The sequence below is a fragment of the Acinetobacter sedimenti genome (assembly GCF_022601685.1).
GTDB lineage: Bacteria > Pseudomonadota > Gammaproteobacteria > Pseudomonadales > Moraxellaceae > Acinetobacter > Acinetobacter sedimenti.
The window spans coordinates 1-23,524 of sequence record NZ_JAKUML010000004.1 but is presented as its reverse complement, the minus strand read 5'-3'; the positions used below and the strand labels follow the sequence as shown (position 1 = coordinate 23,524).

Annotated in this window: 27 protein-coding genes and 1 other RNA gene; 14 read left to right on the top strand and 14 right to left on the bottom strand. The window is 41.1% G+C overall.

All coding sequences use genetic code 11. From position 1 onward, the window contains the following. Nucleotides 1–5: 5 nt before the first annotated feature. Nucleotides 6–1,145, bottom strand: a complete 1,140-nt coding sequence (carA, locus tag MKI79_RS03115) for a glutamine-hydrolyzing carbamoyl-phosphate synthase small subunit (RefSeq protein ID WP_241570613.1) — start codon at nt 1,143–1,145, stop codon at nt 6–8. Nucleotides 1,146–1,437: 292 nt separating this feature from the next. Here carA and MKI79_RS03110 point away from each other — a divergent pair, with 292 nt between their 5' ends. Further along, nucleotides 1,438–1,920, top strand: a complete 483-nt coding sequence (locus tag MKI79_RS03110; RefSeq protein WP_241570612.1) for a hypothetical protein — start codon at nt 1,438–1,440, stop codon at nt 1,918–1,920. 155 nt (nt 1,921–2,075) lie between these two features. On the opposite strand, the gene MKI79_RS03105 is transcribed toward MKI79_RS03110, so the two are convergent. Both MKI79_RS03105 and MKI79_RS03100 read right to left on the bottom strand, forming a co-directional pair. After that, nucleotides 2,076–2,612 carry a DOMON-like domain-containing protein gene (locus tag MKI79_RS03105; protein ID WP_241570611.1) on the bottom strand — a complete coding sequence of 179 codons (537 nt, stop codon included), beginning with the start codon at nt 2,610–2,612 and terminating at the stop codon, nt 2,076–2,078. 48 nt (nt 2,613–2,660) lie between these two features. Next, on the bottom strand, nt 2,661–2,987 hold the full coding sequence (locus MKI79_RS03100) for a YhbY family RNA-binding protein (protein ID WP_241570610.1): 327 nt from the start codon (nt 2,985–2,987) through the stop codon (nt 2,661–2,663). A gap of 237 nt (nt 2,988–3,224) precedes the next feature. On the opposite strand from MKI79_RS03100, the gene rlmE reads away from it, so the two are divergent. From rlmE to MKI79_RS03080, 4 genes are all read left to right on the top strand, one after another. Then, nucleotides 3,225–3,872, top strand: a complete 648-nt coding sequence (gene rlmE / locus MKI79_RS03095) for a 23S rRNA (uridine(2552)-2'-O)-methyltransferase RlmE (protein ID WP_241570609.1) — start codon at nt 3,225–3,227, stop codon at nt 3,870–3,872. A gap of 157 nt (nt 3,873–4,029) precedes the next feature. Next, the gene (gene ftsH, locus MKI79_RS03090; protein WP_241570608.1) at nt 4,030–5,943 is read left to right on the top strand and encodes an ATP-dependent zinc metalloprotease FtsH; all 1,914 of its coding nucleotides are present in this window, start codon (nt 4,030–4,032) and stop codon (nt 5,941–5,943) included. Nucleotides 5,944–6,092: 149 nt separating this feature from the next. Continuing rightward, nucleotides 6,093–6,947 (top strand): dihydropteroate synthase, encoded by an 855-nt coding sequence (gene folP / locus MKI79_RS03085; RefSeq protein ID WP_241570607.1) that lies wholly within the window; start codon nt 6,093–6,095, stop codon nt 6,945–6,947. Between the two features lie 37 nt (nt 6,948–6,984). Continuing rightward, nucleotides 6,985–7,296 carry an NGG1p interacting factor NIF3 gene (locus MKI79_RS03080; protein ID WP_241570606.1) on the top strand — a complete coding sequence of 104 codons (312 nt, stop codon included), beginning with the start codon at nt 6,985–6,987 and terminating at the stop codon, nt 7,294–7,296. A gap of 28 nt (nt 7,297–7,324) precedes the next feature. On the opposite strand, the gene MKI79_RS03075 is transcribed toward MKI79_RS03080, so the two are convergent. Both MKI79_RS03075 and MKI79_RS03070 read right to left on the bottom strand, forming a co-directional pair. Next, nucleotides 7,325–7,669: a hypothetical protein gene (locus tag MKI79_RS03075; RefSeq protein WP_241570605.1), complete on the bottom strand. Its 345-nt coding sequence runs from the start codon at nt 7,667–7,669 to the stop codon at nt 7,325–7,327. Between the two features lie 97 nt (nt 7,670–7,766). Then, nucleotides 7,767–8,564: an enoyl-CoA hydratase-related protein gene (locus MKI79_RS03070; RefSeq protein WP_241570604.1), complete on the bottom strand. Its 798-nt coding sequence runs from the start codon at nt 8,562–8,564 to the stop codon at nt 7,767–7,769. 86 nt (nt 8,565–8,650) lie between these two features. On the opposite strand from MKI79_RS03070, the gene MKI79_RS03065 reads away from it, so the two are divergent. Continuing rightward, nucleotides 8,651–9,271: a nicotinate-nicotinamide nucleotide adenylyltransferase gene (locus MKI79_RS03065; protein WP_241570603.1), complete on the top strand. Its 621-nt coding sequence runs from the start codon at nt 8,651–8,653 to the stop codon at nt 9,269–9,271. A gap of 193 nt (nt 9,272–9,464) precedes the next feature. On the opposite strand, the gene MKI79_RS03060 is transcribed toward MKI79_RS03065, so the two are convergent. From MKI79_RS03060 to MKI79_RS03040, 5 genes are all read right to left on the bottom strand, one after another. After that, on the bottom strand, nt 9,465–9,953 hold the full coding sequence (locus tag MKI79_RS03060; RefSeq protein WP_241570602.1) for a peroxiredoxin: 489 nt from the start codon (nt 9,951–9,953) through the stop codon (nt 9,465–9,467). A gap of 136 nt (nt 9,954–10,089) precedes the next feature. After that, a complete protein-coding gene (locus MKI79_RS03055; protein WP_241570601.1) occupies nt 10,090–10,461 on the bottom strand; it encodes a hypothetical protein in 372 nt (123 codons plus the stop codon). A gap of 16 nt (nt 10,462–10,477) precedes the next feature. After that, on the bottom strand, nt 10,478–11,161 hold the full coding sequence (gene queC / locus MKI79_RS03050; RefSeq protein ID WP_241570600.1) for a 7-cyano-7-deazaguanine synthase QueC: 684 nt from the start codon (nt 11,159–11,161) through the stop codon (nt 10,478–10,480). A 109-nt stretch (nt 11,162–11,270) separates the two neighbouring features. After that, entirely contained in the window at nt 11,271–11,969 is a 699-nt protein-coding gene (queE, locus tag MKI79_RS03045; protein ID WP_407651538.1) for a 7-carboxy-7-deazaguanine synthase QueE, read from the bottom strand. Between the two features lie 118 nt (nt 11,970–12,087). Then, nucleotides 12,088–13,275: a cupin domain-containing protein gene (locus MKI79_RS03040; protein WP_241570763.1), complete on the bottom strand. Its 1,188-nt coding sequence runs from the start codon at nt 13,273–13,275 to the stop codon at nt 12,088–12,090. A gap of 258 nt (nt 13,276–13,533) precedes the next feature. Here MKI79_RS03040 and putP point away from each other — a divergent pair, with 258 nt between their 5' ends. After that, nucleotides 13,534–15,027 (top strand): sodium/proline symporter PutP, encoded by a 1,494-nt coding sequence (gene putP / locus MKI79_RS03035; protein ID WP_241570598.1) that lies wholly within the window; start codon nt 13,534–13,536, stop codon nt 15,025–15,027. A gap of 76 nt (nt 15,028–15,103) precedes the next feature. On the opposite strand, the gene MKI79_RS03030 is transcribed toward putP, so the two are convergent. Both MKI79_RS03030 and MKI79_RS03025 read right to left on the bottom strand, forming a co-directional pair. Further along, nucleotides 15,104–15,691 carry a Maf family protein gene (locus MKI79_RS03030; protein WP_241570597.1) on the bottom strand — a complete coding sequence of 196 codons (588 nt, stop codon included), beginning with the start codon at nt 15,689–15,691 and terminating at the stop codon, nt 15,104–15,106. Then, nucleotides 15,691–16,074, bottom strand: a complete 384-nt coding sequence (locus MKI79_RS03025) for a DUF2237 family protein (RefSeq protein WP_241570596.1) — start codon at nt 16,072–16,074, stop codon at nt 15,691–15,693. Before MKI79_RS03025 ends, MKI79_RS03030 begins: the two co-directional genes overlap by 1 nt. A 154-nt stretch (nt 16,075–16,228) precedes the next feature. Between MKI79_RS03025 and MKI79_RS03020 the strand changes: the two genes are divergently transcribed. The 4 genes from MKI79_RS03020 to MKI79_RS03005 all read left to right on the top strand — a co-directional run bounded on the left by MKI79_RS03020 (nt 16,229) and on the right by MKI79_RS03005 (nt 19,943). Beyond that, nucleotides 16,229–17,422, top strand: coding sequence for a phosphoglycerate kinase (locus MKI79_RS03020; protein ID WP_241570595.1), 1,194 nt, complete (start codon nt 16,229–16,231; stop codon nt 17,420–17,422). Between the two features lie 67 nt (nt 17,423–17,489). Beyond that, nucleotides 17,490–17,801: a hypothetical protein gene (locus tag MKI79_RS03015; protein ID WP_241570594.1), complete on the top strand. Its 312-nt coding sequence runs from the start codon at nt 17,490–17,492 to the stop codon at nt 17,799–17,801. Between the two features lie 113 nt (nt 17,802–17,914). Next, a complete protein-coding gene (fba, locus tag MKI79_RS03010; RefSeq protein WP_241570593.1) occupies nt 17,915–18,949 on the top strand; it encodes a class II fructose-bisphosphate aldolase in 1,035 nt (344 codons plus the stop codon). Nucleotides 18,950–19,097: 148 nt separating this feature from the next. After that, nucleotides 19,098–19,943, top strand: a complete 846-nt coding sequence (locus MKI79_RS03005) for a DMT family transporter (RefSeq protein ID WP_241570592.1) — start codon at nt 19,098–19,100, stop codon at nt 19,941–19,943. Nucleotides 19,944–20,048: 105 nt separating this feature from the next. Here the strand turns inward: MKI79_RS03005 and MKI79_RS03000 are convergent, their stop codons facing one another. Then, a complete protein-coding gene (locus MKI79_RS03000) occupies nt 20,049–20,486 on the bottom strand; it encodes a DUF2147 domain-containing protein (protein ID WP_241570591.1) in 438 nt (145 codons plus the stop codon). Between the two features lie 313 nt (nt 20,487–20,799). On the opposite strand from MKI79_RS03000, the gene MKI79_RS02995 reads away from it, so the two are divergent. From MKI79_RS02995 to MKI79_RS02985, 3 genes are all read left to right on the top strand, one after another. After that, nucleotides 20,800–21,417 (top strand): TetR/AcrR family transcriptional regulator, encoded by a 618-nt coding sequence (locus MKI79_RS02995; protein ID WP_241570590.1) that lies wholly within the window; start codon nt 20,800–20,802, stop codon nt 21,415–21,417. A 140-nt stretch (nt 21,418–21,557) separates the two neighbouring features. Continuing rightward, nucleotides 21,558–21,916: a transfer-messenger RNA gene (gene ssrA, locus MKI79_RS02990) on the top strand. A gap of 176 nt (nt 21,917–22,092) precedes the next feature. Further along, complete coding sequence (locus MKI79_RS02985; RefSeq protein WP_241570589.1) at nt 22,093–23,229, top strand: tyrosine-type recombinase/integrase; 1,137 nt, start codon at nt 22,093–22,095, stop codon at nt 23,227–23,229. Between the two features lie 19 nt (nt 23,230–23,248). Here MKI79_RS02985 and MKI79_RS02980 read toward each other — a convergent pair whose 3' ends face one another. Continuing rightward, nucleotides 23,249–23,458, bottom strand: a complete 210-nt coding sequence (locus MKI79_RS02980) for a hypothetical protein (protein ID WP_241570588.1) — start codon at nt 23,456–23,458, stop codon at nt 23,249–23,251. Between the last annotated feature and the right edge of the window lie 66 nt (nt 23,459–23,524).

The window sequence follows — 23,524 nt, the reverse complement described above, 5'->3', positions numbered from 1 at the left end:
CTTAATTACTGCTTTGCAGCTTCAATGAGTTCAATAAAATGATCAAATAATGGCGCACAGTCATGCGGACCTGGGCTTGCCTCAGGGTGACCTTGGAAGCTAAACGCAGGTTTATCAGTACGATGAATGCCTTGGTTTGTGCTATCAAATAATGAACGATGTGTGACTTTGAGCGTTGCAGGCAATGTGCTTTCATCAACAGCAAAGCCGTGGTTTTGCGACGTGATCATCACTGTTCCATCTTCAAGATTTTGAACAGGGTGGTTTGCACCGTGGTGACCATGATTCATTTTCATCGTGGTCGCACCAGAAGCCAATGCCAAAATCTGATGACCCAAGCAAATACCAAATACAGGTAAGCTAGTCGTTTCAACAATGGTTTTCACTGCGTTAATCGCATAGTCACACGCTGCTGGATCGCCAGGACCATTGGATAAGAACACACCATCTGGATTTAAAGCTAAAACTTTTTCCGCAGGCGTTTGCGCAGGTACAACAGTCAGCTTGCAACCACGATCGGCAAGCATACGCAGAATGTTGGTTTTTACGCCGTAGTCATATGCAACGACATGGAATTTCATTTCAGGTTTGCTAAAACCTTCACCTAATACCCAAGAACCTTCTGTCCACTCAAAGCCTTCAGGATCGCAACATTCTTTCGCAAGGTCTAAACCATTTAATCCGCCAAAGGCACGTGCTTTTTCTAAGGCTTCAGCTTCGGTAATATTTTCCCCTGCAAGAATACAGCCGTTCTGTGCGCCTTTTTCACGCAAGATACGAGTGAGCTTACGAGTATCAATATCTGCAATCGCGACGACATTATGTTGTTGTAGGTAGTCGCTCAGTGATTGTTCTGCACGGAAGTTACTATGAAGTAGCGGCAAGTCACGAATGATTAAACCATTCGCCCAGACTTTATGAATGCGTCCAGACTCCGTGTCTTCTGCATTACAGCCTGTATTCCCAATATGTGGATAGGTGAGAGTAACCATCTGCTGAGCATAACTTGGATCAGTTAAGATCTCTTGATAGCCAGTCATGGCAGTGTTGAAAACGACTTCACCAGTCGTAGAACCAGATGCGCCGATCGACGTACCTTTGAAAATCGTCCCATCAGCGAGGGCTAAAATGGCGGGGATGCTCAAAGCAAAGCTCCTGAATTTTAAGCTGTAAAAAAGCGAGTAGACTTATCGAGAAGCTGGAAAATAATCGACTTTCCGCTTCGGTCTGCTCGCTTGTAACTTAAAGAAGTATTATACGCAAAACTTGCTTAAAAGTCTAATGAAAATTCGGGAGATTTGCGTCAATTTGGATTTTAACCATTTATCCAATTCTGTATAGAAATTTAAATTGTCGGACAATAAATTAAGCATAAAAATGTTTTTGCATATTTAATAGTCAATATCCAAATAACATTACTCCCTGAGGATTTTTAAAATGGCTAGACAAACGACTAAAGCAACAGAGAAAGCAGAGCAAGTTGTAGATCAAGTGACTGTTAAAGTTGAACAAGTTGCATCTGATGTTGCTGAAAAAGCTGAACAAGTAAAAGCTGAAGCAATTGTTGCGAAAAAAGACTTTGCACAAAGTGTACAAGATCAAATCGTTGAATTGAAAACTGAATTTTTAAAGCGTGTTGAAACTTTAAAAGCACAATTTCCAGTTTCTCAAACTGAATTGGTTGAGTTGAAAGAAACTTTGAAAGTTGAGCTTACTGCGCTTTTGGAAGACTTCAACAAAGTATCTAAAGATATTAAAGAAGACATTACGTCAATTTCTTCAAAGCATAAAGATCAATTGACTGAATCTTTCAAGCGTTCAAAAGAAACTGCTGTAGAAGCATTCAACAAAATCAACCTTTCTCAAGTGAAAGAAAAAGCACAAGAAAAAGTTGAAGAAGTTAAAGCGAAAGTTTCTTAAGTCTTAGTTTTATAAGCTACGATTGTATAAGCCTAAGCAGTCTTAAAAATATAGATTTTTAAGATGCAAAACACTCATTTGATCGTGAGGAAAACGAAGCTTCGGCTTCGTTTTTTTATGGCGATAACTATTTCAATAAAAAGAATCATTGCAAATTAGAACTGATGTAGCCAATCTCGTTTGTTATGAAAGTCTGCTTCTGGGCTACTGTGTTGCATTGCAAAATAATGCGTTTTCGCAGTTGTTTGAATCACTGCACTGATGCCAACAAACAAGTCTTTCATGGCAATTTTGTGATGATGTAAAAATAGATTGATATCAATCGTCGCTGTTAGTCCAAAACCTGTACGTTTGAGTTCGACCAATTCAATTTTAGAATTGAGTGGTGGTGGCATCGTTTCAGGATAGCGATATTCTTCAAAATGATAACTTTGCCAAGCGCCTGATGGAGAAAGATTCACTTCTATATACTGATCTTGATCTCGAATACCAATAAAAAGTTCATAGCAAGTATGTTCCCACAGAAAATCTCGTCGTGGATGTCCAGCGACTTTATCCGCCCAAATGATCTGTTGCATCGGGTCGTTCAGCCAAAAACCTAACTGAATAATGCCACTGGCAGGGGATTCAATCGCCGCAACGATGCTGAGATCACGCGTTGGCTGGAATGCACTGAGTTCAAAACTTGCCATAACTTTCTATCTGTTCATTCGATCATCTGACGAATTAATTTGTCTAAATTAATCTTTGATCAAATGCGCATTACGCACAATATTCGACAGCTTTTGATTTTGCTGTGCGGCTTTTTTATAGAGCAAAACGATTTTACCAATCTGCTGTACACTTTCGGCTTTGGTGCGTTCGATGAGCTCTTGAATCACCGCAGCTCGAACTTCACGATCTTCACCTGCGACTTTGACTTTAATCAATTCATGATCATTGAGCGCACGTAAAGTTTCCTCGACGACATTATCCGTCAAGCCTTGACTACCAATCATTACTACAGGCTGTAGTGCGTGACCGATCTGACGTAGACGTTTGCGTTCTTGAATTTTTAAAGCTGCCATGATGCGAACCGATGATGAAAACGCATTATTTTAAACGCTTTTCATGAAAATTGCAGGGCTTTGACAATATATTTATTAAGATGCGTCACAGGCGAGTTTGAAGATACTTTGAATTTTGCGATCATTTTGATTGAAAAATTGATTAGGATTTCGTGACTTGATTTGCGCTGTTTTACTGCATCAAGCGATTTTTTCACGTAGAATGCAGGCTGTTTTCACTGAAATTTTGTATGACAAATGGCAACTAAAATTACCAATCAAAAATTATCTAAAAGTAGTCGCGCTTGGATGCGTGAGCATTTGGATGATCCTTTTGTCAAAAAAGCGCAAAAAGAAGGTTATCGTGCAAGAGCGGCGTATAAACTTCTGGAAATTCAAGAAAAATACAATTTAATCAAACCTGGAATGACGGTGGTTGACTTAGGAGCTGCACCGGGTAGTTGGTCGCAAATCGCAGGAAAATTAGTCGGTGATAAAGGCATTGTGATCGCCTCAGATATTTTAGAAATGGATGCTTTGCCTGATGTCACTTTCTTACAAGGTGATTTTCGAGAAGAAGAAGTTTTTGAAAAATTGTTAAATATTTTAAATGGACGACCTGTAGACCTTGTAATTTCCGATATGGCACCCAATACATCAGGTAATAGGGCTGTTGATCAACCACGTCAAATTTATTTGTGTGAGTTGGCTTTGGATTTTTCTCAAAAAGTTTTGGGGAAAAAAGGGCAGATGGTCGTCAAAGTATTTCAAGGAACTGGTTTTGATGAGTTCCGTAAACAGATGGTTGATACCTTCGATGTGTTAAAAACAGCAAAACCTGCTGCATCTCGGGCAAGATCGAAAGAGGTTTTTTTGATCGGTCAGGGGCGTAACAAGTCTTTATAAGGTCGCTTTAGAAAGTAGCGTTATAAAGCTAAATGTGCAGAGTGACTTTTTGTGAGCATCTGTACACTAAAGCTGTTAAAATGTGGTTTCGCTTTTTAGAATGGTGAGTTGAGCTGTTTTTCAGCTGACCAAATTTGATAAATATGGGAATAGAGCTTTGAGCGATTTCGTCAAGAATGCCGTATTGTGGCTGATTATTATCGGTGTGCTGGTACTGGTTTTTAGTAATTTCAGCGACCGAGGCAAAACTGATGCGTTGAGTTATTCTCAATTCATCACTGCTGTGAATGATGGACAGGTAAAACAAGTCACTGTAGATGGCGAGCGCATCACAGGTACTAAAGCCAATGGTTCAGAATTTGAAACCATTCGACCTGATGTCTTTGAACCACAGTTTGTACCGAATTTGATTGAAAAAGGCGTTGAAGTTGAAGGTGTTGCACCGCATCGTCAAGGTTTGTTGATGCAACTGTTGATCGCAAGTTTCCCTATTTTATTGATCATTCTATTGTTCATGTTCTTTATGCGGAATATGGGCGGTGGTGCAGGCGGTAAAAATGGTCCAATGAGCTTTGGTAAATCTAAAGCCAAAATGCTCTCAGAAGACCAAGTCAAAGTTACCTTTAAAGATGTTGCTGGTGTCGATGAAGCTAAGCAAGAAGTCGTTGAAATTGTCGATTTCTTAAAAGATCCTGCAAAATTTAAACGTCTTGGTGCATCTATTCCACGTGGCGTATTGATGGTTGGACCTCCAGGTACTGGTAAGACTTTGCTTGCAAAAGCGATCGCTGGTGAAGCCAAAGTACCATTCTTCAGTATTTCTGGTTCAGACTTCGTTGAGATGTTTGTCGGTGTTGGTGCTTCACGTGTACGTGATATGTTCGAACAAGCGAAACGTCATGCGCCGTGTATCATCTTTATTGATGAGATTGATGCTGTCGGTCGTCATCGTGGTTCGGGTACAGGTGGCGGTCATGATGAGCGTGAGCAAACCTTGAACCAAATGCTAGTTGAGATGGACGGCTTTGATGGTAATGAAGGCATTATCGTGATCGCTGCAACAAACCGTGTTGACGTATTGGATAAAGCTTTACTTCGTCCGGGTCGTTTTGACCGTCAAGTGATGGTTGGCTTGCCTGATATCAAGGGTCGTGAGCAAATTCTCAATGTACACATGAAGAAGTTGCCATCTGTGACTGGTGTTGATACGCAAGTATTGGCACGTGGTACACCGGGATTCTCGGGTGCACAGCTTGCCAATCTTGTGAATGAAGCTGCATTGTTTGCCGCACGTCGTAACAAGACCACTGTGGATATGCACGACTTCGAAGATGCGAAAGACAAAATTTACATGGGTCCTGAGCGTAAATCGATGGTCATTCGTGATGAAGAGCGTCGTGCGACGGCGTATCATGAAGCAGGTCATGCAATCGTTGCTGAACTGTTGCCAAAGACTGATCCTGTGCATAAAGTCACGATTATGCCTCGTGGTTGGGCGCTTGGTGTAACTTGGCAGTTGCCTGAGCAAGATGCGATTAGTAACTACAAAGACAAGATGTTGAATGAAATTTCGATTCTTTTTGGTGGTCGTATCGCTGAAGAAGTCTTTATCAATCAACAGTCAACTGGCGCATCGAATGACTTTGAACGTGCAACCAAAATTGCCCGTGCAATGGTCACAAAATACGGCATGTCAGATCGTCTTGGTGTCATGGTTTACGAAGATGAAAACCAAAATGGTTTCTTTGGTAATGTAGGCAATCGTACGATTTCAGAAGCGACACAACAGCAAGTTGACGCAGAGATTCGTCGAATCCTCGATGAGCAATATAAAGTTGCACGTGAGATTCTAGAGAGTAATCAGTCGATTGCACATGAAATGGTGAAAGCGTTAATGCAATGGGAAACTATTGATCGTGACCAAATCCGTGACATCATGGAAGGTCGTGAGCCACAGCCACCGAAAGTTTATATTCCTGAAAATCCGATTACGGTAGGCGATGAAACTGTGGGTGAGGAAGATGACTCTCCATCTACGCCACCACCACTACCATCATTGCCTAAAGCCTAAATTTGGCTGGATGAAATGTAAAATTAGATCGCTTCCGAGCGGTCTTTTTTATTACTGTTTTTTTAACGCAGTAAGCAAATTCAATTGAAGATATTTCCATTTTTATATGATGAATTGGTTAAACTCATAAGAATGATTAAGGAGTCATCATGCAACTGCATCCCTTGCCAAAACGTACACTACAATGCGCCAATAAAACTTTGGATTTATCTACACCGCAAATCATGGGGATTCTGAATGTCACACCTGATTCATTTAGTGATGGTGGGCAATTTCATCAAACTTCAAAAGCTATTGCACATGCTTTGGAGATGATGGAGCAAGGTGCAACCATCATTGATATTGGTGGTGAATCGACTCGACCACATGCAGATGCTGTGAGTGTGCAAGAAGAGCTTGATCGGGTGATTCCTGTGGTGGAGCAGTTGGTAGATCATGATGTGGTGATCTCGATCGACACCAGCTCGCCTGAAGTGATACGAGAAGCCGTCGCCAAAGGTGCGCATATTTGGAACGATGTGCGTGCTTTAAAACGTCCGAATGCCATGCAAACGGCAGCAGATTTAAATATTCCTGTGATCTTGATGCACATGCGTGGTGAGCCAAGCACTATGAATGATTTGGCGGTTTATCAAGATGTCACCGCAGAAGTCATGTCAGAGTTACAACAGCGCATTGATGAAGCATTAGCCATAGGCATACGTAAAGAAAATATTATCATTGATCCCGGTTTTGGCTTTGCGAAGACAGCTTCGCAAAATTTACAATTACTCAATAAGTTTTGGAAATTGCATGAACTGGGCTATCCAATACTTTCGGCGCTATCTCGTAAGCGATTCATCGGTGAGGTATTAAACGGCATAGAAGCAACTGAGCGCGATATTGCCAGTAGCACAGCACATTTGCTGTCGATACAACAGGGCGCATGTATGGTGCGCACACATAATGTCAAAGCGATGTCGGATACCATCAAAATTTGGCAAGCCATGAATGATGGGATTTGATGATTTTGCAATGATTTCTACAGAGATGGAATAAACGATGTTAAAACTGATCTACTATGTACCTGAGTCGCATCTTGAAGCGACCAAGCAAGCAATTTTCAAAGCAGGTGCAGGCGGTATCGGTGATTATGCAGAGTGTGCTTGGCAGGTCAAAGGGATTGGTCAGTTTAAACCAGTGGGTCAAGCCAAGCCTTTTATTGGTCAGATCAATCAGCTTGAGCAAGTCGAAGAGTGGCGTGTTGAAACCATTGTTGATGAACAGTTTGCCCAAGCGGTGAAGCAGGCGTTATTGGCAAGCCATCCTTATGAAGAGCCTGCTTTAGAATTTATTCAAATCGTCGTTATATAATCATCATCATAGCCATTAATCCATCGAATCAATGCACACTGATTCGTGTGCCGACTTTGATTTTTCGACACTCAGGACTACTTTCGATGAGTTTTCTCAGTTTAAAATCGGTAAATGTGACTTCACGATTTTGCATGTTGAATTGCTCGGGCGTTTTAATTTCTAAACATTGGAATGGCTGAATGCCTTGTATTAACTCAATTTCTTTTGCTGACATATTGCTTTTTGATAAATAAACATAGCCTTTGGTCGATTTAAGTAAGATGTTTTGTGCTTGAATTTCGGCAGAACTGGTGAGCTTAATGGTGTGTGTTTTTAACACTTTACATGCAGTTTGTAAAAAAGATGTGACTACTACTAAACTGATTCGCATGATTATTTTCATTATTATTACTCAAGTTGTAATTCAATATATTTGACACTCCCTGCCATACAATGAACAGGGAATGCCTATATTAAGTGTTCAGATTTTAATTAAACTTAGAAAAATCCGCTTTACGTTTTTCTTTAAATGCAGTCAATGCTTCGATCATTTCAGGTGATTTAACACGTTGCATAAAGATTTCTGCTTCATGATCAATCCAAGCCACGATGTCATCTTTATCTGCTTTCATCAAGGCTTTGCTTTGTTTCAGCGAAGCAAGAGGTAGTTGGTTGAGATGCTTTGCCATTTGCGCCGCTTGAGCATATGGCTCATCGACGATTTGCGTGACAAGTTTTGCATCTAGTGCAGTTTCAGCATTGAATTTACGTGCTGACATCAGCAAGTCTGCGGCTAATAAATAGCCTGCACGTTGTTGTAGCAATTTACTTGCAGCGCCTTCAGGTGATAGACCTAAGCTAACAAAAGGAATTTGGAACACTGCGCTAGTATCTGTATAGACAAAATCAGCATGGAGTAGCAAAGTCACGCCGATACCAATTGCCACACCTTTGACACCTACGATCAATGGTTTTGAAAACTTCGCTGCGGATTTTAATAATAAAAATGGTGCGCCATCACCCGCAGGGCTGATTTGTTTTTTCAGACTTGCTGCGAAATCCTGCATGTCGTTGCCTGCAGAGAAGTCGTTGTTTGCACCACGTAGAACTACGATACGTACGTCATTTGACGCATCTGCTTGATACAGTGCTTGTTCGATTGCAATATATAGGTCAGTATAGAGCGCATTTTTGGCTTCTGGACGGTCAATCGCTAAAGTAAGAATGCCGTTGGCTAATTCTGCTTTTAAATGTGGGTTGCTATTGTTTAAACAATCTAAGCTCATCGTTGTATTCCATCGTTTGATTTAAAACTTGAGTGTAGTTTTAACAAAGATGGCGCACGCTGTATAGTTGAAAAATTGAGGTTTTTATGTCGCATGAGTTCAAAGCGTTTGATTATTTGGTGTTCATTGGGCGATTTCAGCCGTTCCATATTGCACATCGAGAAGTCATTGATATTGCGCTAGAGCAGGCGGAGCAAGTGATACTCGTGCTTGGTTCCGCACAAGATGAACGAAGCATTAAAAATCCTTTTTCAATCACTGAACGTCAGCAGATGATTTTATCGAGTTTCGACGAGGCAACACGAAAGCGTATTCAATTTGTCCCGATTATTGATTTATACAATGATGAAAAATGGGTCAAAGCGGTGAAAGATGGCGTCAATGATTTTATTGCTCAGCATCATCAAAATGAGAACAAAATAGAGCGAAAAACGGGCTTAATTGGTCACTTTAAAGATGACAGTTCGTACTATCTCGCTTTATTTCCTGAGTGGCAATTGGTCGAATTGGAAAACTTAAAAAATCAACTTTCGGCGACGCCACTACGTGCCAAATATTATCAAGGTGAAATTGATCAAGATCATTTAAGTGCGGAAGTCCAAGAGTTTTTAATCGAATTTCAAAATAGTGAATGGTATCCGCTGTTGCAAGATGCCTTTCAACAGCAGGATGATTCACCTGTTATTTTGCCTGATGAATCTGTTTGAATGATTTTAAGCCTTGACTGGCAAAACCCACATCAATCAACAATAGTAATAGGTATTTTTAAACTCAGATTGAGATTACTAGGTCAGATAATATCTATTTCACGCCATCAGGCGCCTTTGGTGACTGATGGCGTATAGGATTTTTAGGGGGATACCGCCCCTAAAACCCCCAAAAAATTTTTATAACAAGGGCTTAAGCACTTTGTAACTGTTTGATTTCTTCTAAAATCTTCTCAGCATGACCTGCGGCTTTGACTTTGCGGAAGCTGGCTTTGAGTTCACCGTTGTGGAAAATAAAAGTTGAGCGCTCGATGCCCATGACTTTTTTACCATACATATTCTTTTCTTTGATTACATCAAAGTGCTGACAGAGTTTTTCATCTGGATCACTGAGGAGTGTGAAGTTAATCTCTTGTTTTTCGGTAAAGCGTTCATGGCTTTTGATTGAGTCACGAGATATACCAAAGATTTGCACGCCAAGTTTGGTAAAATCGTTTTTAAATTGGCTAAATTCATTGGCTTGTGTGGTGCAACCCGGTGTCGAATCTTTTGGATAAAAATAAATAATCAGCCAGTCTTGTAGGTCGCTTAGCTTAATGTCTCCTTGTGTACTTTCCACAGCACAGTTTGGTAATTGAATTTGTTCGAGTTGTTCTTTGCTTTTTTCGATTTGATCTGCCATGTGAATTCCTCTTTAAAAATTTAATCTTGCAAAGATTTTAGCATTTGCTTAACAATAAGTCTGTGATCAACAAATTCGACCAATAAAAAAAGCCTGCTTCAGCAGGCTTTTCGATGGTTGCAATCTTGTCTGCAAATTATTTTTTCTTCGCAGATGCTGATGCCGCTTGTGCAGCATTTTGAACTTTTTTGATCAAGCTTGGACCTGCACATGTTTCCATTTGCTTTTCAGTACGTTGTACCACTGCAAGGGTGCGAGGGTCTTTCTTGGCATTGACCGCACTTCGAATTTCCCATTCTTCTGCATTGGTCATTTTTGCTTGGCTATCAATGGTACATTTACAGAACTTTGAAGCTTCTGCTGAAGTCAACACTTTTGCTTTGGTGAAAGAACCTTGACAGTTCTTTTCTAAATCACCACGGATATTGGTACTTGTATTTAGGTCTGCGGCAAAAGTTTGACTTGCTAGTGCTGCGACAAGGACTGCACCTGCAGTTTTTAACATCATATTTTTCATAAATAGCCTATTGTTCTAAAAGTGAGTTTACATAACGTGTCGGGTCACTTACCCCAGCTTCGATGAAGCCTTGATGGCGTAGGCGACAGCTGTCACACACACCACATGCCCGACCGTCAGTATCTGCTTGGTAGCATGACACTGTTTGAGCATAGTCTAACCCATGTTCAATGCCGAGTCGTATGATATTCGCTTTGGATAAATGTAACAAAGGTGTTTCAATTTTTATCGGATGTCCTTCTACGCCTGCTTTTGTTGCAAGATTCGCCATTTTTGTAAATGCGTCGATATATTCAGGACGGCAGTCTGGATAGCCTGAATAATCCACTGCATTGACCCCAATCACGATGGCTTGCGCATCTTTGACTTCAGCCAATGCGAGCGCATAAGATAAGAAAATCGTATTGCGTGCAGGCACGTAAGTAATTGGAATGCCTTCTTGAAACTGATCAGGTATGTCGAGGTTGTGATCGGTCAGTGCAGAACCACCAATGTTACTGAGATCAATATTGATGATGCGATGATCGAGTGCGTATTTTTTTGCAAGTTGTTTGGCTGCTTCAAGCTCACTGGTGGAGCGTTGCCCATACATAAAGCTAATCGCATAGCAATCATATTGCGATGCAGCCCAAGCGAGGCAAGTACTTGAATCTAAACCACCTGATAATAAGACGACGGCACTTTGACGCATAACACGACCTTAATTCACACTAAAAAACAGCCATAGATTTTAGCATAATTTACATGGTGAATTTGGCGCAAAATATATACATAAAAGTGAGATTAACTAAACAAGTAACTTAGCGACCTTTTTCATCTTGCCAAAGCAGTTTGTGCAGTTGTAGTTGGAATTTCACAGGGAGATGATCTTCCAAAATCCATTGTGCCAAGTTACGTGCTAAAGGCGGTAAGCGTACATCACCCTCGATCGCAAATGCAGGAGAAAACCATACGGTAGACACAAAGTCTGCAAGTTGATGTTGCATCAAGAAATCTTTTGACCATTCATAATCTGCACGATCGCTAATCACAAACTTGATCTGATCATGTACGGTGAGATGTGGGTAATTCTCAATCAGATTGCGATGTTGTTCGTGACTTGATGGTGTTTTGACATCAACAATTCGTGATACACGTGTATCAACTTTACTAATATCAAGCGCACCACTGGTTTCCAACGATACTTTAAAACCACTATCACATAAGACTTTGAGTAAAACCAAACAGTTTGGTTGTGCCAAAGGTTCGCCACCTGTCACACAGACATATTTAGCGTTGTAGTGTGAAATTTGTTGAATGATTTCTTCCAAGCTGTAACGTGTACCACCTTCAAAGGAGTAAGTGGTATCGCAATAGACACAACGTAGCGGACAACCTGTTAAGCGCACAAATACCGTCGGATGACCAGCCTCATTGGCTTCACCTTGTAGCGAGTAGAAAATCTCGGTCAGTTTGAGCCCTGCAGCAGGATCAGTGACAGGAATGGATTGAGTGCGCATAGGAAACAAAGATTGGCTTAGACAGCGATAAATCAAGATGGAAAAATAGGCGAGCTATTCTACCTGATTTTAGGAAAAATAGCTGATCAATTTCTAAGGTGATGATGTATTGAAGACTTTAGTCAGACTCAATAGGTTCAATAAGCATCAGAATGCCGAAATTTAACGCCTCGACGATTAATTCAAAAGTTGCGTCTAAATTCGCTGTTTGATTTGGTAAGTCATTTAATAAAAATTGTTCACCATCGGCAAGTGCTTTAAAGATTTGCATTGAATCTGCATCGACTGGGAATAATTCACCATTTGCCCAAAATTCCAATGTTTCATGATGATTCAGAGTACGATAAAGTAAGCGATTGGCAGGTTCAAGTGCAATGCCATAACCATCTTCCGCATAATCTTTTAATTCTTCAAGACTGATTTCTTCAGGTTCAGGAATATGCTCGGCATATTTGGCTTCGCTGATGAGTGCCATGACCGCAGACTCAAAACCAGAATTATTTTGAATGGCTTCTAAAAGTTGCTGTTTTAAGGTATCTAATTCGAGTTGTGAAATTTCCCCAATAGATTGTGGGGCTTTGCGTTGATAATCGCTGATTGGTGTCTTTGTTAAGACTTGATCGGCAAATTGATCGCTAACACGGTCGATCAACTGCGCATGATTTGGCATGCGAAAACCAAAAGAAAAAGTCAGACATTCATCTTGTGCTACACCATAGTGTGATAGGCGAGGTGGCACATACAGCATGTCACCTGGTGCAAGCACTTCATCAAAATCCACTTGCATTTCGGTAAGCAATTTTAACGGTTGATTAGGCACGATTTCGGTGGATTCGTCACACCATTGTCCAAGTTGCCAACGACGATGCCCAAAACCTTGCAATAAAAACACATCGTAAAAATCAAAATGCTGTCCAACCGATCCACCTTGAGGCGCATAAGACACCATGATGTCATCTCGTCGCCATTGTGGAATAAAGGAAAATTGTTTCCAGAGATCAGCAAGTTCTAAGGAATAATGATCAACCGCCTGAACTAACAGCGTCCAGTAAGGTGGTAGTTTCTTAAAATCCTTTGCGCTAAGCGGGGAGTTTTTTACCTGCCATTGATCATGCTTTTGACCATTTTGGGTAATTAAGCGTGCAGTTACATCGTCATCTAAAGCCAATTCTTTGATGTCATCAGGCTCAAACATACCAACAATCTCAGGTAGCGCATTGCGTACTAGAAGTGGTTTCTTTTGCCAATATTCAGCAAGAAATTGTTCGGCACTGATACCACCTAAGATTAAAAGTGGTTGAGAAATTTGCTTAGACATAATTATTCAAATGCAGTCAAAAATATAAGCGTATTTTCCTCTGTGGAGCGATGAGTTGCAATGCGTAATTGCCTTGAAGGTGAGGTTTGGAATACGACTGTTTTTGGTCATTTTGCCGAAGTGTTATAGACTATTGCTTTTATTTTGTGAATTTTTAACGATTTTCACGATTGTTTTTTATATAAGTTGTATTTCGTAGGTCAAGACGATTTGGCTAGAAAAACAGATTCAAGATAGGATGAGTCTATGAATTATTTAAATCCAACCGTATTGACATTTATTTTATATATTGTGTTGATGATTGCTATAGGCGTGTATGCCTATCGGGCAACAACGGATTTTTCTGATTATATTTTAGGTGGTCGTAGCTTTGGCAGTTTAGTCACGGCTTTTTCGGCAGGGGCATCGGACATGAGTGGTTGGTTGCTCATGGGTTTGCCAGGGGCAATTTATTTATCTGGGTTGAGTGAAGCGTGGATTGGCATTGGCTTGGTGATCGGTGCATGGCTCAATTGGTTGTTCGTCGCAGGGCGGCTTCGTATCCATACCGAAGTGCAACATAATGCGATGACTTTGCCTGATTATTTTACCAATCGCTTTGATGACCATAAACGTATTTTGCGGATTTCATCAGCACTGATTATTTTAATCTTCTTCTCGATTTACTGTGCGTCCGGTATGGTGGCAGGGGCACGTTTGTTTGAAAGTCTGTTCGGCATGGATTATCAAACTGCGCTTTGGCTGAGTGCTTTTGCAACGATTATCTACGTGACCATTGGTGGCTTCTTAGCGATCAGTTGGACGGATACTTTCCAAGCAGGTTTGATGCTATTTGCTTTATTTATCACACCGATTTTTGCGTATTTGGCTGTGACCAATAATGGTGGCGATGTATTGACCTATGTGCAAGCAGCTCGCCCTGAAGCGACGCATATGTTCCAAAATTTAAGTTGGATTGCGATTATGTCGTCGATGGCATGGGGCTTGGGTTATTTTGGTCAGCCACATATTTTAGTGCGTTTTATGGCGGCAGATTCGGTGAAAACCATTCCAATGGCACGTCGTATCGGCATGTCGTGGATGATCATCTGTTTGCTTGGTTCAGTCGGTATCGGTTTCTTTGGTATTGCATTTTTTCAAGCCAATCCAGAGCTTGCGGCGCCTGTGACTGCGAATTCGGAAACAGTATTTTTACAACTGACACAAATCTTGTTTAATCCGTGGATTGCAGGGGTGATTCTTGCAGCGTTCTTGGCAGCGGTCATGAGTACGTTGAGTAGTCAACTTTTGGTCTGTTCAACGACGATTACCGAAGATTTTTATAAAGTCTTTATCCGTAAAAATGCCTCACAAAATGAGTTGATTTGGATTGGTCGTATCATGGTTGTTGCGATCGCAGTATTAGCGATCTCGATGGCAAGTAATCCAGACAGTAAAGTGCTTGGTTTGGTGTCTTATGCTTGGGCAGGATTTGGTGCAGCCTTTGGACCGTTGATTCTATTGTCACTGATGTGGAAACGCATGACGCTTTCGGGTGCGCTTGCAGGTATGATCATTGGTGCTGTGACAGTGATTATTTGGAAAAATATGCTTGGTGATACTGGTGTCTATGAGATTATTCCAGGATTTATTTTCTCAACGATTGCGATTGTTTTAGTCAGTTTAATTTCTAAAACACCGTCAAGTGAAACGATGGCACGTTTTGAAGAAGCGGATCGAATTTACCATCAGAATTCCTAGAAAATCTGTTGTGATAAAAAATGCCCATGCTTAAAGTATTGGGCATTTTTTTTATATTTAAATCAAAAGAAATAAATCAAGGAATTTGAATATCCAGCTTTCTCAAGATAGAACATAGTTGAATCATTGGCAATCCCATCAAAGCAGTATAATCATCACCTTTGAGCCATTCAAATAAGCTGATACCGAGGCTTTCACCTTTAAAACTTCCTGCACAATGTAGCGGTTGATCTAAAGACACGTAACGCTGAATTTCATTATTGCTTAATTCACGAAATTTGGCTTGAAAGGGCACAACGCATGTGTGTTCAAATTGTTGATTGATACACTGTACAGACAAGCCAGTAGCGAAATGAAGCACTTTGCCAGATTGCTGTTGAAGCTGTGCAATTGCACCTTGTTCGGTATATGGCTTGCCGATGAATTGCTGTGGGGATTCTGTAAGATACGCCACTTGATCTGAACCAATCACAATCGCATCGGGATGATGATTGGCAATTTTTAATGCCTTTTCATAACTCAAACGCTGTGCAAGTTGTTCCGCCGTTTCATGTGGTTTTGCGCTTTCATCAATATCAGGGCTAATCGCAAGATAATCGAGATGTAGTCGATTGAGCAGGGCTTTACGTGTTTCAGAGCTTGAGGCAAGGATAATCTGCGTCATTACACTGCATATTCCATCAAGGTTTCGAGTTCTACAAACTGCAACACACTTTCATGGCAAGCGTGAATTTTCACAGGTGGCGCAACTTGATGTTGATAAGCTTCTACCCAACGGGTCACGCAAATACACCAAAAATCACCAGGTTTTAAACCAGGAAAGCCAACTTCAGGTAATGGTGTGGTCAAATCATTGCCGACACGTTGTGAAAAGCTTAAAAATTCAGAAGTCATTTGCGCACACACCGTATGTAACCCAACATCCGCATAACCAGTATGACAAAAACCATCACGATAATAACCTGTGATCGGATCAAAGCAACAGCTAGCCAATGCGCCACCCAAGACATTGAGGCGATTGAGTTCTGGGTCGGGATGATATGACATAAAAACAGCCTGCTTTGAAAAATGAATAGGTGAACTACCATCATGATAAATGATATTTGAAGCGAATTTCATATTTTACCGAAATAGAACTACCTTTTTAATGAGAATGATTTAAAATTTGCGCAATTGAATTAACCAATGATGAGAGAAGTCGATGAATTTTCAGCGCATGACTGATTTAGATTTAAATGGAAAACGAGTTTTAATCCGTGAAGATTTAAACGTACCAGTTAAAGATGGCAAAATTACCAGTGATGCTCGTCTACGTGCTGCGATTCCAACCATCAAACAAGCCCTCGCTCAAGGCGCTGCGGTGATGGTATTTTCTCACTTGGGTCGCCCAGTAGAAGGTGAGCCAAAGCCTGAACAATCTCTTGCACCAGTTGCAGCATATTTGACTGATGCTTTAGGTCAAGACGTTCAATTGTTTACTGACTATTTAGACGGTGTTGAAGTCAAATCAGGGCAAGTGGTACTCCTTGAAAATGTGCGCTTCAATCATGGTGAAAAGAAGAATAATCCTGAACTTGCACAGAAATATGCAGCACTGTGCGATGTATTCGTCATGGACGCATTCGGTACAGCACACCGTGCAGAGGCTTCAACAGAAGGTGTAGCACGTTATGCCAAGCAAGCAGCTGCAGGTCCGCTTCTTGCAACAGAGTTGGATGCTTTAGGTCGTGCCATGCAAACGCCTGAAAAGCCAATGGTAGCGATCGTTGCAGGGTCAAAAGTATCGACGAAGCTTGATGTGTTAACGTCACTATCGACAATTTGTGATCAGTTGATCGTTGGCGGTGGTATAGCCAATACTTTCCTTGCAGCCGCAGGCTATAACGTCGGTAAATCACTCTGTGAAGTAGATTTACTTGAAACTGCAAAACAAATCGCTGCTAAAGTCGATGTACCACTACCAATTGATGTGGTGGTTGCAGATGCGTCAGAAATTAACTTCGATGACTTTTTAGGTTCGGTAGGCAATGCCAAAGCCGTGGTGAAAAAAGTCGCTGATGTATCTGATAACGATATGATTCTCGATGTTGGTCCTGAAACTGCACAACAATTTGCAACATTGCTGAAGCAATCAAAGACTATACTATGGAACGGTCCTGTCGGCGTTTTTGAAGTCGATCAGTTTGGTGAAGGAACAAAAGCATTGTCTTTGGCGATCGCAGAGAGCGCAGGCTTCTCGATTGCAGGCGGTGGAGATACTTTGGCGGCGATTGATAAATATCAAGTGGCTGACCAAATCGGTTATATCTCTACGGGTGGCGGTGCGTTCCTTGAGTTTGTCGAAGGCAAAACTTTACCTGCTGTAGCTGTACTTCTTGAACGTGCGAAAAACTAATACTGTTAGTTTTTTGAAATTTGATTTTAATTGACTTTAAATTAACACTTTAATTGAGGATATCTTGATGAATATTAAATTTTTAACTGCTTTGGCAATTGCTCTTCCTTTATTCACTGTGGCATGTGCAAAAAAAGAAGCGCCTGCTGAAGGTGCGACACCTGCAGAAGCGACTGCGCCTGCTGATGAAGCGGTGACACCAGAACAACAAGCGGCGATTGATTCAGTGGATCAACCAAATCCAGAAGCGATCGCTGTAGAGGGTGAAGAACCTACAGCTTCAGTTGAAACGACTGAAACTGTGACAACTAAACCAGTAGCGACTGAAGAAGCTGATCCTGCAGCGCAAGCTGAACAAAGCACAGAAGCTGCACAATAATTGATTTTGAAAATCCTCGCATCTGCGGGGATTTTTTTATATTTTAAATCGTGATTTTAGCTGAATTAGAATGATTATCAGGTTAGAATGCGCTTAGATTTTGGGAGTTACTTATGGCACTTATTTCACTTCGCCAATTATTAGACCATGCGGCTGAGCATCAATATGGCGTTCCAGCGTTTAACGTCAACAACTTAGAACAAATGCGTGCCATCATGATGGCGGCAGATGAAACCAATTCCCCTGTGATCGTGCAAGCCTCTGCGGGTGCGCGTAAGTATGCAGGTGCGCCATTTTTACGTCATTTAATCTTGGCAGCAATCGAAGAATGGCCACATATTCCAGTGGTGATGCACCAAGATCATGGTACAAGCCCTGCGATCTGTCAGCGTTCGATTCAGCTTGGTTTTAGCTCAGTGATGATGGATGGTTCATTAGGCACTGATGGCAAAACACCAAAAGATTATGACTATAACGTCGGTGTAACACGTGAAGTGGTTGCGATGGCGCATGCTTGTGGTGTGTCTGTAGAGGGTGAGATCGGCTGTCTGGGTAGCTTGGAAACAGGTATGGCAGGCGAAGAAGATGGCGTTGGTGCAGAAGGTGTACTTGATCATTCTCAATTGCTGACTTCTGTCGAAGAAGCAAAACAGTTTGTAGAAGATACTAATGTCGATGCTTTGGCAATCGCAGTCGGTACTTCACATGGTGCGTACAAATTCACTCGTCCACCTACAGGTGATATTTTGGCGATTGATCGTATTAAAGAGATTCATGCCGCATTGCCAAATACGCATATCGTGATGCACGGTTCTAGTTCTGTACCTCAAGAGTGGCTCAAAGTGATCAACGAATACGGCGGTCAGATTGGTGAAACTTATGGTGTGCCAGTTGATCAACTGGTTGAAGCGATCAAGCATGGTGTGCGTAAGATCAATATTGATACCGATTTGCGTCTTGCATCAACTGGTGCGATTCGTCAATTTATGGCGGAAAATCCTGCGGAATTCGATCCACGTAAATACTTGGCGAAGACTGTAGAAACCATGAAGCAAATCTGTGTAGATCGTTATACTGCATTTGGTACAGCAGGTAATGCGAGCAAGATCCGTCCAATTTCATTGGAAAAAATGGTTGAGCGTTATTAATCTGTACAGTATTTGATTTGACCTATAGAAGACCCATCATGTGATGGGTTTTTTATTGTCAAAAGCTTTGTATCGAATGTGAATTCGCTTATTTTAAAGATCTCAGAGATTAAGTATTTCGGATTAGAAATTAGTTCATGGATTGAATATGCAATTTATCCTTATCGCAGCATTATTTAGTGTATCGGTGTCCATCGCACTGAAACTCTACCGTCAGTATGGGATGAATATCATCCATCTGCTCACAGTGAACTATATCACCGCATCGGTACAGTGTTTTTTGTGGTTCAAACCCACATTTAACATTGCTCAGCTTGAGCATTCGTGGTGGTTGATTGGTGCTTTGGCGGTGATATTGCCCAGTATTTTTTGGTGCTTAGATCGTGCTTTGCATCATGCAGGTCTGATTAAAACCGAGATCGCACAGCGCTTATCAGTTGTCTTAACGATTTTAGTTTCGACGCTTATTTACCATGAGCAATTTTCATTACTTAAAATTTTTGGCATCGTGCTTGGTGTGGTTGCTGTACTGATCATGTTGATTGGACAGGGCAGTGCCAAATCAAGTCAATCGGTCGCAGCGTGGCTGAGCATTTTGAGTGTCTGGGTTGGCTATGCAGTGATAGATTTACTGTTTAAATATACTTCGGGTTTAGGCTTGCAGTTTGCGATGAGTTTAAATGCGATTTTTATTTGTTCTGCGATCTTGTGCTTATTCGCTTCATTGTTTCAATCACAAGCTTTGACACTAAAAACTTTAATTGCAGGCGTGATATTAGGTGCACTGAATTTTGCCAATATTGCCTTTTATCTATATGCGCACCGACAGCTCAGCGATAGTCCTGCATTGGTATTTGCATCGATGAATATTATGGTGGTGTGCTTGGGGATTTTGGCAGCGGTATTGATCTTTAAAGAACAACTCAATCAAAGTCGTGCTGTTGGTGGAATGTTGGCAATAGTCGCTGTATTGATCTTGATGCAAAGTATGTAAGAGAATCAGTATTTAACGTGCTTTTAAATGTCAGAAAAGCCCCGAATAAGGGGCTTTTCATCTAATAAATAAATCAAATGTTCTGTTAACTTACACGATAGCAAGTTAATTTACACGATACCAAGTTTGGTCACGACCGATGGCTGATACACCGACAAAGCCACGACCATTTAAAGTCTTACCATCGTCAGAAAGATTGGCTTTGAACTTGTACGTTTTGCCGCTTTCAGGATCGACAATAGAACCATTTGCATATTGATTATCTGCAACATTTTTTAAACCGGTGACGATCGTTGCGCCAACAAGCGGTTTATTTTTAAACTTACCTTCGCAGTCTGTACATTTTTGTTTTGCATCAGGTGCTAATACTTTTTGAATCGTACCTGACAACGTGCCATCACCATTTTCTTTGAATTTCACCAATGCTTTAGGTTGATTGGTTTTGTCATCAACAGTCTTCCACACTGATCCATTCAATTCATCCGCAGCAAATGCCACCATAGGGAGTGATGCAACGATAAGTGCGATTACTGAACGCTTCATAATTTCATCCTTTTTTGTTGAAATGTAGGCGCATTCTGAAGCAGAACATTGTGAACAACCACCGAGTTGTTTGACAGTTTTGTTGATAAACGTGGTGAGAACGGTGACTTTTGCAACAGAAGTTCAATAGGTGTGAGGTTTTGAAAAGATAAGTTGTGATTCAAATAGCTCAAAGTGAATTCAAGTAAGGCGATGTAAATATAGATCAAAGTTGATTTAAGCTGAGTTGAATAAGTAGTCAAAAACACATTAATGTTTGAACAGACATGCTATGATGTGTTCAATAAAATATAAAATGTTCAAGGTTGTTTTGATGGTCGCACATAGTTCTTCCCAGTCGAGAATCCATAAAGCTGCATTGCGTCTTTTTGCAGAGCGAGGTTCAACCGTGATTACGGTTAGCGAGCTTGCAGAGGCTGCACGTGTTGCAAGGGGTACAATTTATAATAATGGCTTAAGTCCAGATAGCTTGTTCGAAGATATTGCTTCTCAGCTTAGCGACGAGATGAATAGTCGCGTGATCAAAACTTCTGCATATGAAAAAGATCCTGCCTACCGCCTTGCCAATGGTATTCGTATGTATATACGCCGTGCGCATGAAGAACCTGATTGGGGGAAATTTATCTGCAAATTTGCTTTTAGCAATAAAGCGATGCTTGGATTGTGGGCGGGGCAGGATTCTCCCGTACCTGATGTATTGCAAGGTTTGGAATATGAGCGATACAGCTTTCGCCAAGAGCAACTCATCTCGGTCATGGCGATGATTGCAGGCGGTGTCTTAACCTCTATATTTATGGTGCTTGAAGGGCATAAAACATGGCGTGATATTGGCTCAGAGATGGCGGAACTCGTGTTGATCGCACTTGGTGTAGATGCCAAAGAAGCTTTTGAAATATCACGTAAAGAGCTCCCTGCATTATTAGAGGTATAGACTGATAGAAGTGTAGAGCTATAGAAGTTCAAAATTATTTGAAATGGTTAGATTGCATGGTGGAAAATTCGGCAACTAACACTTGAAAAACAAATGATTTATACCCATTATCTAAACAGTGCTATACTGCACGACCATCTGGGGGTGTTATTGGCTTCGACGCTGGTGATGAAACTCATAGATGCATGCCGAGAGCGCATTTCCTCTCGTAAATCAAATTTGCATTTTTTAGTCGCAAACGACGAAACTTACGCTCTAGCTGCCTAAGGGCAGCTTGTCCGCTTCACTGAATACTTGTGGTCAGTGAACCCGACTGAAGCGAACGCACACAAGTCCGTATAAAGTCACGCTTCGGGGCTTTATACCAAACTTAGAAGATCGCTCGCTGTACCCTGTTCGTCGGGTCACTTTGAGTTAAAATAATAGACGATATCTAAGCATGTAGTATTCTCGAGTGTAGTGCTTGCGGACGCGGGTTCAACTCCCGCCACCTCCACCACATATCCTTCCAGTGAAATTCACTGAAGTATAAAAAGCCTTTAAATACAACATTTAAAGGCTTTTTTATTTGCCTGTTTGTCCAACCTAATCCGATGTTGTTTGACCCTGCCTTTGCCTTAATTGGGTCAAAATTGGGACAATTTGACCCAGCCAAACATTCTATTGGAGGTTCAAATGGCACTAACAGACGCTCAATGTAAAAATGCAATTGCTAAGGAAACACAGTACCGTCTTACCGACAATAACGGCTTATCGTTGAGAGTCGATCCCAATGGGAAAAAGTACTGGTCAGTACGCTTCACAGTAAATGGACAACGTAGATCAAAATCCATCGGTCAGTACCCCGAAACAGGATTGAAGAAAGCTAGAGAAATTGCGCTGTGTTATGTTTATGAATATTCAGCTAAGTCCGAGATAAAAGTTACTCAACCTGAATTTCAAGAAGTCGCCGAAGAATGGTTTACCAATAAGAAGCTCAATTGGTCTAAAAAGCATATCCAAAATGTAAGAGCTTCGTTGGACGAACTATGTATCCTTATGGGCGGAATTCAGATTAATGAAATAACTGCACAAGATATATTGAAAGCAGTAAAGCGTATTGAAGGTCGTGGCTCTCTCGAAATAGCTAAGCGCACACTTTCACGCTGTGGCATGGTCATGAAATATGCCATAGCTCATGGCTATAGATTAGATAATCCAGCATCAGATTTAGTCTATGCGCTCAAATCTATAAAAGTCACGAATTTAGCCTCATTACCTGAGTCAGAAATGCCTATGTTTCTCTCTAAGGTCATGTCTTACCCATGTGATAAACAGACGCATTGTGCAATTATACTCGTTATGCTTACAGGCGTGCGTGTTGGTGAGTTATTGAGTGCAAAGTGGACTGAGTTTGATCTTGAGGAGCGGAAGTGGGATATCCCAGAAGATCGTATGAAAAATTGCTTAGCTCATCGTGTACCACTCACAGATTTAATGATTGAAATATTGCATCAACTTAGAGGGACACACAATCATGATCTTCTGTTCCCTCATCGCATGGATCATGAAAAGCCGATGTGTAGTGAAACAGTCCTTCAAGTAATCAAGAGGTCAGGATATAAAGGCAAAATGACGACACACGGCTTTCGGGCGCTATTTAGTACAGTAGTCAATGAGTCGAATTTGTTTAGTCCTGATGCTATCGAAAGACAGCTTGCTCATGTACCCCAAAACCGTATTCGATCTGCGTACAATAGAGCACAGTATTGGGATGAGTGTGTCAAGATGATGGAGTGGTATACGCAAAAGGTGAAGTACTGGCTTGGCTAGTACTTCATCTGGAATATCATTATTTTGGCTTATCAAATTTGTGAGCGTATTCAATTTCAATGAGTCTTTCCAAATACATTGTTGTAGATTTACCATCGGCATCTGCCAGTCGCTTTAACATATTGTTGGTTCTTTTGTTAAGTGAAATATTGCGCTTAATTTTAGCCTTATCCTTATCCCTACACTTTTTTTGTCGCCATGCATTCTTAATGTCTGAATGAATAGCCACCGATTTTGTAGACACCTTTTAGTTAGATAAAATGGCTAATTAACGAGGTGCTTATGAGCAGTAAAC

Bases quoted from the DNA above. Each gene is read 5' to 3' on its own strand.
- MKI79_RS03100 (WP_241570610.1), bottom strand. From the start codon at position 2,987: ATGGCAGCTTTAAAAATTCAAGAACGCAAACGTCTACGTCAGATCGGT.
- fba (WP_241570593.1), top strand. From the start codon at position 17,915: ATGGCACTTATTTCACTTCGCCAATTATTAGACCATGCGGCTGAGCAT.
- MKI79_RS02985 (WP_241570589.1), top strand. From the start codon at position 22,093: ATGGCACTAACAGACGCTCAATGTAAAAATGCAATTGCTAAGGAAACA.
- MKI79_RS02995 (WP_241570590.1), top strand. From the start codon at position 20,800: ATGGTCGCACATAGTTCTTCCCAGTCGAGAATCCATAAAGCTGCATTG.
- MKI79_RS03000 (WP_241570591.1), bottom strand. From the start codon at position 20,486: ATGAAGCGTTCAGTAATCGCACTTATCGTTGCATCACTCCCTATGGTG.
- MKI79_RS03080 (WP_241570606.1), top strand. From the start codon at position 6,985: ATGTTAAAACTGATCTACTATGTACCTGAGTCGCATCTTGAAGCGACC.
- queE (WP_407651538.1), bottom strand. From the start codon at position 11,969: ATGCGCACTCAATCCATTCCTGTCACTGATCCTGCTGCAGGGCTCAAA.
- MKI79_RS03105 (WP_241570611.1), bottom strand. From the start codon at position 2,612: ATGGCAAGTTTTGAACTCAGTGCATTCCAGCCAACGCGTGATCTCAGC.
- MKI79_RS03110 (WP_241570612.1), top strand. From the start codon at position 1,438: ATGGCTAGACAAACGACTAAAGCAACAGAGAAAGCAGAGCAAGTTGTA.
- MKI79_RS03075 (WP_241570605.1), bottom strand. From the start codon at position 7,669: ATGCGAATCAGTTTAGTAGTAGTCACATCTTTTTTACAAACTGCATGT.
- MKI79_RS03015 (WP_241570594.1), top strand. From the start codon at position 17,490: ATGAATATTAAATTTTTAACTGCTTTGGCAATTGCTCTTCCTTTATTC.
- MKI79_RS03065 (WP_241570603.1), top strand. From the start codon at position 8,651: ATGTCGCATGAGTTCAAAGCGTTTGATTATTTGGTGTTCATTGGGCGA.
- MKI79_RS03025 (WP_241570596.1), bottom strand. From the start codon at position 16,074: ATGTCATATCATCCCGACCCAGAACTCAATCGCCTCAATGTCTTGGGT.
- MKI79_RS03060 (WP_241570602.1), bottom strand. From the start codon at position 9,953: ATGGCAGATCAAATCGAAAAAAGCAAAGAACAACTCGAACAAATTCAA.
- rlmE (WP_241570609.1), top strand. From the start codon at position 3,225: ATGGCAACTAAAATTACCAATCAAAAATTATCTAAAAGTAGTCGCGCT.
- MKI79_RS03055 (WP_241570601.1), bottom strand. From the start codon at position 10,461: ATGATGTTAAAAACTGCAGGTGCAGTCCTTGTCGCAGCACTAGCAAGT.
- MKI79_RS03030 (WP_241570597.1), bottom strand. From the start codon at position 15,691: ATGACGCAGATTATCCTTGCCTCAAGCTCTGAAACACGTAAAGCCCTG.
- queC (WP_241570600.1), bottom strand. From the start codon at position 11,161: ATGCGTCAAAGTGCCGTCGTCTTATTATCAGGTGGTTTAGATTCAAGT.
- putP (WP_241570598.1), top strand. From the start codon at position 13,534: ATGAATTATTTAAATCCAACCGTATTGACATTTATTTTATATATTGTG.
- folP (WP_241570607.1), top strand. From the start codon at position 6,093: ATGCAACTGCATCCCTTGCCAAAACGTACACTACAATGCGCCAATAAA.
- MKI79_RS03020 (WP_241570595.1), top strand. From the start codon at position 16,229: ATGAATTTTCAGCGCATGACTGATTTAGATTTAAATGGAAAACGAGTT.
- MKI79_RS03005 (WP_241570592.1), top strand. From the start codon at position 19,098: ATGCAATTTATCCTTATCGCAGCATTATTTAGTGTATCGGTGTCCATC.
- MKI79_RS03070 (WP_241570604.1), bottom strand. From the start codon at position 8,564: ATGAGCTTAGATTGTTTAAACAATAGCAACCCACATTTAAAAGCAGAA.